This window comes from Paenibacillus lemnae, from assembly GCF_012933385.1.
GTDB classification, from domain to species: domain Bacteria; phylum Bacillota; class Bacilli; order Paenibacillales; family Paenibacillaceae; genus Paenibacillus_AQ; species Paenibacillus_AQ lemnae.
This window is the reverse complement of the sequence record NZ_JABBPN010000028.1, coordinates 17,681-30,379: the sequence shown is the minus strand read 5'-3', so window position 1 is coordinate 30,379 and position 12,699 is coordinate 17,681. Positions and strand designations below refer to the sequence as shown.

The following is a 12,699-nucleotide window of genomic DNA, read 5'->3' as shown; positions in this document are numbered from 1 at the left end:
CGAGGGTCCGTGCATCATGAATCAGAAAAACAGCGTTAAAGCCTGAAAACTAAGGACTTTAACGCTGCTGTATAAAGCTTACTTGTTTATATATTCAACCATCTTGTCATGCAGTTCCGACTCGGAACATTGAAAAACTCCATGAAAATCGTGCGGACTGCGAATCAATTTGTTTAACGCATCCACCCCGTATTGTTCAAGAACAAATTGCACGAATATATAAGAAAATTGAAATCCTTTCATCGTTTCAAAATCCCAGGTATCATTATTTAATTCATCAAATGATGGAACCGTCTGGTTACGCACGGCATCTTTTGTGGAGTGTTCAATAAAATCCGCGGTCATCTGATTGGCTTCATAACCTCCTATGCCCTGCTTGATCCATTTAGGAACAGCCGGGTTAATTTCATTGATTAACCACATGGTGTACAAATGGACCGTGCTTCTCAAAATGGATTGATACGTATGCTCTGGACCTGGATTGAGCGGAGATACAATCTTAAGAATATGCCCTTCGTATGTGCCCATAAACCAATTCGGAGCATCTACTTCACCTACCGCTTGATGAAACGTAGGCAGATCAGGGTACATTTCGATCACAACTTTTCTTGACGGATGGTAATTATACTTTGACGAGATCCGTTCAACATGATTGCCGAGCTCTGTGAACAAGTCTTGCTGCACCTTCTTTAGATGCTGGTTCGTGCCTGCATTATCACCCTTGTCTATGATTGAAATCAATTCTTGAATCGCCATACTGGTAACTCCTCCCCATTCTTTTAACTCTTCTTTTAATTTATTCAAAGCTCGGTACAACCTGTTCTTCACTGCACTCTCACGCATCCTAACAATCCTTGAGATTTCAGGCAGCGTGCAGTCCACAAAGAAGCGAAGTGCAATAATCTCTTGGTCTATTTCAGCTAAATCTTTCAGTGCTGTTCCGATATCAATTCGAAAATCAGCATATTTCGTGAATTCAAGGGAGATCGATTGTGATTCATATTCTGTAAAATCATAGGGGAATTCTTGTTTTCGCGATAACCTTCGATATTCATTTTTGACGGTGTTCTGAGCAATCTTGAAAATCCATGTGAACAAGTTAGCATTCCCTTTAAAACTGTGAATGTGTTCAGCAGCTTTAAGAAATACGGCCTGTGTCAAATCATCCGCCACCATGGCGTTTAACTTGATCGTAAAATAGGTGCGGATCCTTTTATGGTACAACTCATACGTTTTTTCTAAACTTGCAGCGAATTCCTGTTCATCCGGATAAACAGGTTTTGTGTCGTGAGCTCCTGACATTATGAGAACCTCCTCTTGATTCACAATGTATTAGACACCAGAAGGAGCCAAAAAGCCACAAACCAAGAAAAATAAGTTTTCTCAATATAATTCGTGCGGCTATTCCCTACCTCATCTTATGCCGCTGTCTATATTCGCTCGGCAGCATACCGGTTTGCTCGCGAAACGTTCTGCTAAAGTACTTCTCATCCTCGTACCCGGTTTGCTTGGCTATCCAGACAATAGGCTTTGCTGTTTGTTCAAGATACTCCCTCGCTTTGTCGATGCGTACTTTGCGCAGGTACTCATTAAAGGAGAAACCGACAATTTCTTTGAAGCATTGAGAAAAATAGCTGCGGCTTAGATTTACCCGTTTCGCAACATCGATAGCGAAAAGTGGACAATCCAGTTCATCATGTACAATTTTGACAGCGGTCAAAATGCTGCCGTTCACTTCCGGGTTCAGCTGCAGGCTGCCTGACAGGGCAGATGCCATGTCACGGAAATGCCTCAGCCAGTTTTCTGCATCTCTCCAGGACGTGAACGTATCAGGCAGCTTCACATCGTCGGTTTGCACTGCTTTAAAGAGTCTGTTCCACTCAATGGTAAAGCTGTAGATCAGCTGCATAAGCTTGGAGACGGGCAGTCTCAGTTCTTTTATTCGGAAGCATAGCTGCTCAAATGTTTGGTCGTCATGTACCCACTTATAGGCATGCAGCATTACCTTCACGCTATCTGTATCTTGTTCTAACGGTTCAGGATGTTCCATTAACAGATCAGAGACGGACCTTTCTATCAGACAAGATTCCCGGCCGTCACAATCATAGAACAACGCGCTGCTTCTATAAGCACGCAGATGCTGGTACAGGTCGGATGGAAATACACCCGCAGTATGCCGCAGCTTTATTAGTTGCCATCTGGCGTTATTAATTCCCTCAGGAAGGGGCGGGAGCTCCTCAAGATCAGAATCTTTCTCAAAATCTTCCCCGTGAGAGTCCTTCAACCACATCAAAATAGATCCCTCACCTTCGGCCCTCCACCCCAGAGACATAAAATTCGAAAGCAAACTGCTTGTTAGAGGCTCGTCTTGCAGCGATAAAAGCGCATAAGAAGTATCGCCGGAGCAAGTCTCCACTGCTCTGTAATCCCGTGAATCCTTATGTTTCTGCCTCTCTTCTGCGATTCGTGAATGTATACGAGTGAACACTTCTTTAAAATGTTCTTTTTCCAGCTCGACTTTGGCTATATAATCAATAGCTCCCAGCCGAAGCGCTTCCTGGATATATTCAAAATCCTGATGAAGCGTCAGCACCGCGATCGCGGTATTTGGATACTCTTTTCGTACAATCCGGATTAATTCAATGCCCGACATTACGGGCATGGCGAGATCTGTCATTAACAGGTCTACCCGATTTTCTTGCAGAAACTGAAGTGCCCTCTCACCGTTAGCGGCTTCACCTACAACCTTCATTCCGAACGATTCCCAAGGCATATAGGATATCAATCCCTTGCGTACCAGCTTGTCGTCATCAACAATGAGAACATGAATCATATCGGCTCATTCCCTTCCCCGATTTGTATTGAAATGATGATGCGAGTTCCTCTGCCCATCTCACTTGTTACCGCAAGATTCGCTTTCCCCTCGTAATGAGATGCCAACATTCGTTTGACATAATTCAGTCCGATTCCCATGCCCACCCGATGGTGCTGCGTCTGCTCCTGCTCGAGCAATGCCTCAATGGATTTTTCAGAAATCCCTCCGCCGTTATCTCGAATTTCAATCTCAAGCCTGTCGTTCTTACGCACTTCAACTTCAATCCTGCCGTGATCATCCAGGCCGTGATACAGCGAATTTTCCACCAGCGGCTGCAGGATGAACCGGGGAACCGTCACTTCAAGCAGTTCGTCATCTACTTGAATACTGACATCGAACTGAAAATCGTATCGAATTTGCTGGAGGATCAGATATTGTTTCAGTGAATCAATCTCATCTCTGATTGTTGCGACACTGTTACCTTTGCGCAGATTGTAGTACAGCAGCTTGTTCAAAGAAGTAATAAGCCTGTCGATCTCATCCTGGCCATTCATCACGGCAAGCCAGTGCGCGGTATCCAGTGTATTCATCAGAAAATGCGGATTAATCTGATACTGCAGCTTCTCGATCTCCAGATCAGCTCTGCGCTTCTCCTTGACCTTAACCTCCGTATATAACTGCGCAATCTGCACCTTCATATGCTGAAACTGATTTAACAGCATTTCAAATTCCGGGATACGCGATTGTGTGGGAGCCGCATTAAAATTACTGCTCGCAAGCAGCTTGATCTCCTTATTGAAGCGGGACAGCGGCTTATACACCATTTTCCATAAGAGCCAGCCGATCGTCAGACTGACCACCGCGAATAACAGTGCCAGACCAAGCATCTGCATGATCCAGCGGTTTTTCTCCCGATTGTAATCGGATTGAGATATGAGTGAGACCACACTCCAGCCCTGGTTGCTGACTTGCCGATACCAGTAATAGTCGGAGTTGATACCGGTCAAATGAGTAGGCTCCATGGAGTCCGAGAACAATGTATTTTCGGGAAATACACTTTGCAGCTCGCTGTAAGAAATTCGTCCATCGTTGTCCAGGATCAAATGATTGGTATGCTTGCTGACTTCGTCCAGGTCCAGAATGCTTTGGGTCAGCTTGAAACCAGATTCAATGTATATGTAGGCATCTTCCCTATCAGGCAAACCAACCTTGCGCAAGGCGGATAGCACATACTGCGGGTTGTATCGGTCATTACTGAGATGAGGGCCAAAATACGTAATTCCATAATACTCTGCTATGACAGGAAGATTATCGATGTCGATGGGCTGAGTCATTCCTGTATTTTCAAAAAGTGTGGTTTGGTCGTCACCAAAATAATACAAGGTTAAACCAACACTGGGATTGGTGAATGTGATGAGATTAAGCTGATTTTTGATCTGATCTGTCAAATAACTCCGGTCATATGGCTGTTCTGCCAACAAAAATTGTTCAAGCTGTTTACCGACATGCCCCCCATACGACAGCTGCTGGGATACGTGATTCAGATTGCTCAGTGCATTCTCTAGCGACAATCTGACCTGCTTTAAATTGCTTTGGATGCCGGATTGCAGCTTCGTATTCAAGATGGACGTAATGGTGTTGTATGAAAGATAACAGGTGCAGATGAAAGGGATTAAAGTAGCTGCGACGAAGAGTAAAAGAATACGGTTTCTCAAGGTAAGATGTTTTAGGCGGGATTTCCACTTCTTGTCCTGGTTCATTTTCTCCCTCCATCCTTGATAATAATTTGCCTGCGGGTCTCAACATGCTCTTATTCTAACTTTGTTATGTGAAAAAATCATCGGTAGACAAATGTCTTCACATTAGGGGGTCAAATGTCCGAACGCTGATCTCCCCTGTGAATTTTGTGTACATATGACCCCCTCAATTCAAAACTGTCATCTATCTATGAAGGCGATTTCATTATGATACAGTTAAGTGGTCCGAGGAGAATCATTATTCCATTCAATCCAAAGAAGGGGTGTAATTATGAAAAACAAATCCAGGTGGTTTGCGCTTGTACTGGCCTGCTCCGTCGTATTAGGTGCTTGTAGCAATGAAGCAAACAACACACCGGCTGAACCAACACCGGAACAAAGCGCTAAGTCCAATGAACCCGCCGATCCATTCGGCCGTTATGAAGAACCCGTCAAGATCAGCATCAGTATTGAAGTCGATCCAACGGATAACGAACTGCCGCAAGGTGATACACCGCTTGAGAATCAATATACACGTCAGATTAAGGAAGCGCTTAACGTCGATGTTGATCATCAATTTGCTGCCTCGGGCCAGAACCTTCGTCAGAGAATCAGCCTCGCAATCGCAAGTAACGATCTGCCTGATGCGATGGTCGTTAATGCTGTTGAGCTGCGCCAAATGGTTGAAGCCGACCAGATTGCTGATTTAACTGAAGTCTATGAACAATATGCCTCCCCGGATATAAAGACCATTATCGAAAAAACCAACGGAGCTGCTTTGGAAGCAGTAACGTTCGATGGCAAAATGATGGCGCTGCCTGGTGTGCAGGCCAATGCCGATGGCATTCATCTCATGTGGATTCGGCAAGACTGGCTGGATAAATTGAACCTTGAGCCCCCAACCACGATGGCTGAGCTTGAAATGGTCGCCCGCGCGTTTGTCGAGAACGATCCGGATGGCAACGGCCAGCGGGACACCATAGGGATCACCGGTCCGGAAAGTGGCGGAAAGCTGTACGCAAACTTTTTAGAATCGAAGAACAATCTTTACGGATTTGACCCTGTTTTCTCCGCACATGACGCATTCCCTGGATACTGGCTTGAAGGTGAGGACGGCAAGCCGGTTTACGGTTCCATTCTGCCGGAGACACGTGAGGCGCTGGCCAGTTTAAGAGATTTGTATGCCAAAGGGCTAATCGACCCAGAGATGGGTGTTCGTAATAAAGCCGATGAGCCGATCATTGCCGGGAAATCCGGTATATTCTTCGCGCCATGGTGGATGGCTTACGGTCCACTGACCAACGCAGTGAAAAATAACATGGAAGCGAACTGGCAGGCATATGCACTGCCTCTGAATAATGATGGAGAGTTTAAACCCCATGCTGCCACCCCTTCCACCGAATTTGTAGTAGTGCGGAAAGATTATGCTCATCCTGAAGTTCCAATGAAGCTGCTGAATAATTTGTTTAAGAACGAACAAGAGAACACCTTTGATCCAAGCAAAGGCGGTCCGGGATACTATCCGCTGCGTGTGGTATATGCTCCATCTGATGAAATCGAATTTTCAGTTCAAGCTTTCCGCGAGGTGCTGTCAGGCAGCAAAACAGCCGAGGATTTTGCTGATAACAAGGCCTACAAACTGCTGCCTTCGGATATTGCAAGTCTGAAGACGATCAAAAACGAGCCTTACGATTCAATGGATATTTCGACATGGAACCCGGAAGCCAACTGGGGAGCATGGACGCGCACCTACTCCTTAATGGTAGGCGGTGGCCCGTTGGTCGATACTGAATATAATGAGGTGCCTAGTCTGCTCTATGAACAAACGCCGTTGATGGAGAGCCGCTGGGTCAACCTCCGCAAGCTGGAGGATGAAACCTTCCTGCGCATCATCATGGGTGCAGCACCGCTAGAGACATTCGATTCCTTCGTAGAGAACTGGAAGCGTCAGGGCGGCGATCAGATCGCACTGGAAGTTGCAGAATCGCTGGCAGAGTAATATGAAAGCGTAAAACAATATCATGGCCAGAGCTCCCGGCACTCGCCAGGAGCTCTGGTATACTCGCCGCAGTATACGGGGAAAGGAGTACGGTCATGCGAATGAAAGGCTTCGCGAAACATTATTATTTGATGCTGATTCCGGGATTATTATTGCTGTTCATCTTCAGTATCATTCCGATGTTCGGCATCATCATATCATTTCAGTATTTCAATCCCGGTAAAGGTATCCTTGGCTCGGATTGGGCGGGGCTCGAGCACTTCAGATATATGTTCTTGCTGAAGGATACACAGGAAGTATTCGTCAACACACTTGTAATCGCATCGATGAAGATTGTCGCCAATCTGATAGCGCCTCTGATGTTCGCACTCATGCTCAATGAGCTGCGCCTGATGATCCTTAGACGCTGGATCCAAACCATTGTCTATCTGCCTCACTTCTTGTCCTGGGTCATTTTGGGAGGAATTGTGCTGGACCTGTTCTCATACAACGGTCCTGTTAATCAGTTGACTGCCTTATTCGGCTCCCAGCCCAAAGTTTTTTTTGCGGATTCCGAGCTGTTTCCGCTCCTTGTTGTCGGTAGTGATGTCTGGAAGGAATTCGGCTTTGGCACCATTATCTATCTTGCAGCACTTACCGGAATTAACCCGGCACTGTATGAAGCCGCCAATATCGATGGGGCCGGGCGCTGGAGAAGCCTCTGGCATATTACCCTGCCCGGAATACGCACGACAGCAGTACTGCTCGCGGTACTCAGCCTGGGCAATGTGCTGAACGCCGGCTTTGACCAGATCTTCAATCTGTATAACCCGCTCGTCTATTCTACTGGTGATATCATTGATACCTGGGTTTATCGAACGGGACTGCTCAACCTGCAGTACGAGCTGGCAACCGCCGTCGGCCTGCTGAAATCCGTCGTAGGCTTCCTGCTCATATCCGTCTCTTATTATTTGGCTTACCGATTCGTTAACTATCGCATATTCTAGGGAGGTGCTGACCGTGGTTAGAGATCGGACATTCGGTAATCGTGTGACCGATATCGTACTGATTGTAATCCTGGTATTCATAACTTTGTCATGTGTTCTGCCGATCTGGTATACCCTCTCCCTTTCACTTAGCTCTAATTCTGCCGCAGCAGCAGGGCAGGTTTGGCTGTGGCCTGTGGATTTTAATTTTAATGCATATGCCCAGATCCTCAATGACAACCAGTTCTTCCGGTCCTTCTGGACTTCGACCGAGCGCGTACTGCTTGGCGTTGCCCTCAATTTTACAATGGTTGTGCTCATGTCTTACCCGCTCTCACGGACAGCAAGGGAGTTCAAGGGACGCAATGTGTTCATGTGGATTCTCATCTTCACGATGCTGTTCAACGGTGGACTGATTCCGCTGTATTTGACAATCAAAGAGCTCAACATGCTGAACAGCATCTGGGCGCTTGTCCTGGTCGGCGGTGCGCAGACCCTGGTCTTCAACGTCATTCTGACCATGAACTTTTTCCGCAATTTGCCCAAAGAGCTGGACGAAGCTGCACTTGTTGACGGCGCTGGCCCTTGGTATATCCTGTTCAAAATCTACATCCCGCTGGCCGTACCTGTACTGGCAACCGTCTCGCTGTTCAGTATCGTCTATCACTGGAACGAATTTCTTTACGGTCTGATCTTCATGACCCGGGAACAGTTTTATCCATTGCAGACGTACATCCAGCAGCTCGTCGTTTCGGTCGATCCGTCGACGATGTCCGAGGCCCAGTATCGCCGCCTATCCGAGTTATCTAACCGGACGCTCGATGCTGCCAAGATTTTTATAGCAATGTTACCTGTTCTCCTTGTTTACCCGTTCCTGCAGCGCTTCTTCATTCACGGCATTACGCTGGGTTCGGTTAAAGAGTAATGAAAGTCATCATTATTCAACTGGCACAAAAAACTGGCGCATTCTTCTCCTTATGAGAGGATTGCGCCAGTTTTTGATTTTAGAAAATCCCCCCAGCCAGCAGCAGCTGTTCAAGTGAAGTGACCACCATGTCATGGTCTTCATGGCCTGCCAACCTAGAGACCGTGATCGTACCCACCATTCCGGCCCCTTTCACTATGATCGGAAAGCAGCCCCCTTCGGCCGCATACTCCATTGAATCCACAAAGGCATTATCCTGGATCGTTGTGTTCCAAGATTTCATTTGCACATGTATGTAATAAGAGCTGTGTTCAAAATGATGAACAGTATTGATTTTTCGTGTGATCCATCGGTCATGGCCTAAACCATTGTTATTCATTTTCGCGTGAAATAAGGTCATGCCGTTCTTGCGGATATCTACCGTTATTTCTTTGCCCTCTTTAAAGGCTTTGGACAAAATCAACTGACCCAGCTTAATGGCCGTATTGTTGTTAAATTCCGTAAACTGAAGCTCCTGCTCCTGCCGAAGAAGATCGCTCAGCAGCACTGAATAGTCTTCCATTCCTGCACTTCCTTTGCTCTAATGTGTTTACAAACAAAAACCATCGGTTCATTCACTGACATCATTCAAATGATAACTTCGATGTGGCATGTACACAATCCTTTTGAGATTCGATTCATACTATATATTATTAACCTAAAGGAAGTGATAGATTTGGTTACAATAAGAGCTGGGGATTGTGTTGGCATTCTATATTTCACCACGATGGGAGCACCTGCCACGGTTCATGACGGTGTTCTAGTGTCTCCTAAAAGTCTGAATTCTGAAACTTATAATGGACCTGTTACGATACTTCATTACAACATCAATAGAAATACAGGACATCTTTACCGTCAACTGATTACCGTGAGACCTCTTGAAATTCGTAAAACTCCTTTTATGAAACGTGACCAAATAGGTCGCTGCACCGGTAATCCTTCTTCACCCGCTATTCCAGCCGGATCCTGCGTCGCCGTTAAATTTAGAGTCCCCCCCTCAAGTGCCTTTCCTGCCGGACGTGAAGTAAAGAATGGCAGATTGCTCTGTGCCATAAGGAATGGGAACCAGCCGCCAACCGAAGTATGGATCTACCATTGGTTAGTCAGAAATCCGAACAGTGATTCACCGAGTTTAAAACTGGAACTGAAAAAATATACCGGCGTGACCTATGTAGAAAAAGCGAGAGTGTTCCCACTTCCGACATGAGAAATGGAAACACTTTATTTTTATCAAGCACTTGTCATCTGCAGATTTCAGCGATCTTGGAAACCAAATCCCTCGCGTTGGCGTGAAAATCCTGGTCTGCATCCTGCCAGCCTGAATCCAAAAAATAAGAAGCATGAAATCGCCAGCCTTGGTTCGCGGGATTAAAGTTCATTTGAATTTCCCTTCCAGGTTTACCACGATACACCCGGGAACCCGGTATGCCCCATCTGCCGATTCGGGTAATTCGATCTAGAGACTGACCTGTAATATAGGTGAACCGTTGATTGAAAGGTATGTCCTTCAAAGGGAATTTGGGACTTCCGACAGCGAATATTTGAGCAGGAGATAATTTATATTTTTCTTCTAACAACAGTCCTGACCGATACGCGATCACACCGCCAGCACTATGCCCAATGAGAATGAGGCGGTTCCCTGTAGGGGAATGTTTGCGGATGAGTTCCGATACAACTCTCACCCGTTTTGATTGAGACAGATTTATATCATATCCTGCCTGAGTCAACTGACTTCCCAACAATCGCAGAAAAGAGGAACGGTTGGTTCCATTGGCCGTTCCATAAGGAAAAATCGTCAAAATTTTAACCTTAGGAAATTGCTTGGACATCTCGCGGGCTGCAGCTTCAAAGTTATTTCGATAGGTTACGACACCTGCAATAAAGCAGATTGTTGTGTGACATGATTCTTCACAGGTGCTGTGGGAAGACAAGTAAGCTTCAACCTTCATTGATGATGCTTCTCCTTTTCATTTCGTATGATTTTACCATACTGATTAACCTCATAAAGTACAAGCAAACATGGCCTTATATGTATTTTCGCAAATGCAGAATATAAAAAAGCCAAGCCTGATTTCATTCATGGCTTGGCGTAAACATGTGGTCAAGTTCACTCTTTAATTTGCAGGCGGTATACTCTGAGGGTTATTAAACACATTATTAGGGTCGTACTTAGCTTTTATCTTCTTCAATCGGCCATAGTTTTTCCCGTAATAGACAGATCCTGAGTTTTTGATACCTTGGTCCGGAACATTGATGTAGGATCCTACAATATAGGGCTGCAGCTTTTTTCTTGTATTTCGCGCCAAAGCTATGTTTTTTGCAGCATGGGATGGCTTCACCCATGAACTGTTCCATTCCACATAAAACTTAGCGTTGCGCCAATAAAATGCGGTGGCTTTGGGTGAAAGCCGGCCGATCGCGCCGCCCCAGTTCAGGAAGAAGAATCCGGCTGGAGTTCCTCCCTCCGTTTTTTCCAGAAATTCGCGCATCACTTTGTAAGCTTTGTTCGGGAACGGCCGTCTGCTGAAGCCGCTGGAGAACTGGTTACTGTATTTTTGCGTCAACACGGGATCTGGTGCTAATAAAAACTTCGTGGCTTCCCTGTATGGAATATATCGAATGATCTGTTGAGTAGGTTTACCCACGCTGAGAATGGGTTCTAATTGCTTCATGGCTTCATTTTTGGAGCCCAGGTACAGACCCAGCATACTGACATTTCCGCCCTTTTTGGGACCAACATTTAATTCACTGCCCAGCTTGGTGCTGGCGTTCGGAGCCCAAACTTGCCACTTTTTCACGACTTTTTCAAACTGTTCCCATGGCCAGGTAACTCGGAATACAGTAGCTTTGGCGGGAGCTTTCAGTACTCGGAATTTATATTCGGTATATATGCCAAAGTTGCCTCCGCCCCCGCCTCGGGAAGCCCACAGAAGATCAGCATTTTGTTTATGATTCGCCCGCAGGATTCTCCCCTTGGCATCTACCATTTTGAGCTCAATCAGATTGTCGCTAATAAGGCCGGTCGTTCTTTGCAGCGGTCCAATCCCCCCGCCTGGTGTGATTCCCCCGATTCCCACCGTGGGACTGTCACCAAAGGGTGCGATATAACCTTGCCTTGCCAGCGTATCAACGATTCTTCCTACACGATTTCCTGTACCAACGACAACAGTGCCGCTGTTTTTATTTAACTGGATTTTCCGCAGGTCGCTGACGTCGATAACGATGCCCCCATTGACCTGAGAAAGATTAGGCTCCAGAGCATGTCTGCCGCTTCTCGGACGAATGGGAACGTTATTTTTTCTGGCCCATCGAATAGCATTGGCTACATCTTGAGTCTTTTGAGCGAACACAAACACTTTAGGGAATCTGTCCGTATGCGGATCCCAATTCTTGCGAGCGGCTTCATAACCAGGATCTCCTTTAAAAATTACTCGCCCGGTAAGTTTAATGCCTGATGTACCCATTCATCCAACTCCTTATCTTTAGCTAAACCTGTTTACCATCCACGAATTAGGCATGTTCCTTATAACGTATGTGGGATGATATCACCGCGTATAGGCTATTGGGAGAAAGAATTTAAATGAAAAAATCTCGTCAAGAACTTGGCCGCTTCCATCTTCTATCATACGGATTCGGTGGTTATCGATGAGAGCTCCAGGCTGCCTTCCGAATTCACGATTTTATATTTTTTCAATCTCCAGAACCTCTTTCGATGTTCGAACATCATAACTGTAGCCCATTACAGCAGCACTATACGTATCGGTAAAGTTATTAAGAATGGTTGCGGTTATCTTACCGGTTTTCGGATCCAGATGATCGACTTCACCGCCTAATGCCGAAGCCAGGAATCGAATAGGAACATAAAGATGGCTAATATACCATACCGGCTCACTTCCCATATCTACATCATGGCCGTCCACTTCCGCGATGCGGCTTCCCATATGTACAACAATACGTTTTTGATCTCGTTCCAGCACCGCTGTACGGTCATCTTCCATCCTCCAGCGCAGACCAGCTATACTGCCCAGTGCAAAAAAATTCCCGTACGTGACTCCATCTTTATAGAGCGTTTGATTTCTGTGGATACGGCCGTCTTCCCACTGTGTCTCCAGCACAACATATTTCTTGGCAGCAGCTTCAGTTACTTGAGCTCCCATCGGCACAATTGCAGACATCAACAGCATTCCGGCGGCTGCAAACTTCCAAACCTTTGTTTTCAA

Annotated in this window: 11 protein-coding genes; 4 read left to right on the top strand and 7 right to left on the bottom strand. The window is 46.0% G+C overall.

Features of this window, described 5'->3' with window-relative positions; translation table 11 throughout:
- Positions 1 to 78 precede the first annotated feature (78 nt).
- The 3 genes from HII30_RS20080 to HII30_RS20070 all read right to left on the bottom strand — a co-directional run bounded on the left by HII30_RS20080 (position 79) and on the right by HII30_RS20070 (position 4,575).
- Positions 79 to 1,302, bottom strand: a complete 1,224-nt coding sequence (locus HII30_RS20080) for an RNA polymerase sigma factor (RefSeq protein WP_169506822.1) — start codon at positions 1,300 to 1,302, stop codon at positions 79 to 81.
- Positions 1,303 to 1,408: 106 nt separating this feature from the next.
- Positions 1,409 to 2,833, bottom strand: coding sequence for a response regulator transcription factor (locus HII30_RS20075; protein WP_169506821.1), 1,425 nt, complete (start codon positions 2,831 to 2,833; stop codon positions 1,409 to 1,411).
- Positions 2,830 to 4,575 carry a sensor histidine kinase gene (locus HII30_RS20070; RefSeq protein WP_169506820.1) on the bottom strand — a complete coding sequence of 582 codons (1,746 nt, stop codon included), beginning with the start codon at positions 4,573 to 4,575 and terminating at the stop codon, positions 2,830 to 2,832. The genes HII30_RS20075 and HII30_RS20070 overlap by 4 nt, the downstream gene beginning before the upstream one ends.
- Positions 4,576 to 4,843: 268 nt before the next feature.
- On the opposite strand from HII30_RS20070, the gene HII30_RS20065 reads away from it, so the two are divergent.
- The 3 genes from HII30_RS20065 to HII30_RS20055 all read left to right on the top strand — a co-directional run bounded on the left by HII30_RS20065 (position 4,844) and on the right by HII30_RS20055 (position 8,440).
- The gene (locus HII30_RS20065) at positions 4,844 to 6,550 is read left to right on the top strand and encodes an extracellular solute-binding protein (RefSeq protein ID WP_169506819.1); all 1,707 of its coding nucleotides are present in this window, start codon (positions 4,844 to 4,846) and stop codon (positions 6,548 to 6,550) included.
- Between the two features lie 95 nt (positions 6,551 to 6,645).
- Positions 6,646 to 7,536, top strand: coding sequence for an ABC transporter permease (locus HII30_RS20060; protein ID WP_169506818.1), 891 nt, complete (start codon positions 6,646 to 6,648; stop codon positions 7,534 to 7,536).
- Positions 7,537 to 7,549: 13 nt separating this feature from the next.
- On the top strand, positions 7,550 to 8,440 hold the full coding sequence (locus HII30_RS20055; protein WP_169506817.1) for an ABC transporter permease subunit: 891 nt from the start codon (positions 7,550 to 7,552) through the stop codon (positions 8,438 to 8,440).
- Positions 8,441 to 8,519: 79 nt separating this feature from the next.
- On the opposite strand, the gene HII30_RS20050 is transcribed toward HII30_RS20055, so the two are convergent.
- Complete coding sequence (locus HII30_RS20050; protein WP_169506816.1) at positions 8,520 to 9,002, bottom strand: heme-degrading domain-containing protein; 483 nt, start codon at positions 9,000 to 9,002, stop codon at positions 8,520 to 8,522.
- Positions 9,003 to 9,206: 204 nt separating this feature from the next.
- Here HII30_RS20050 and HII30_RS20045 point away from each other — a divergent pair, with 204 nt between their 5' ends.
- Complete coding sequence (locus HII30_RS20045) at positions 9,207 to 9,686, top strand: hypothetical protein (RefSeq protein WP_169506815.1); 480 nt, start codon at positions 9,207 to 9,209, stop codon at positions 9,684 to 9,686.
- A 34-nt stretch (positions 9,687 to 9,720) separates the two neighbouring features.
- Here HII30_RS20045 and HII30_RS20040 read toward each other — a convergent pair whose 3' ends face one another.
- The 3 genes from HII30_RS20040 to HII30_RS20030 form a co-directional block, all read right to left on the bottom strand.
- Entirely contained in the window at positions 9,721 to 10,428 is a 708-nt protein-coding gene (locus HII30_RS20040) for an alpha/beta hydrolase family protein (protein ID WP_169506814.1), read from the bottom strand.
- 165 nt (positions 10,429 to 10,593) lie between these two features.
- Positions 10,594 to 11,943: an FAD-binding oxidoreductase gene (locus tag HII30_RS20035; RefSeq protein WP_169506813.1), complete on the bottom strand. Its 1,350-nt coding sequence runs from the start codon at positions 11,941 to 11,943 to the stop codon at positions 10,594 to 10,596.
- 216 nt (positions 11,944 to 12,159) lie between these two features.
- Entirely contained in the window at positions 12,160 to 12,699 is a 540-nt protein-coding gene (locus HII30_RS20030) for a stalk domain-containing protein (protein ID WP_246246773.1), read from the bottom strand.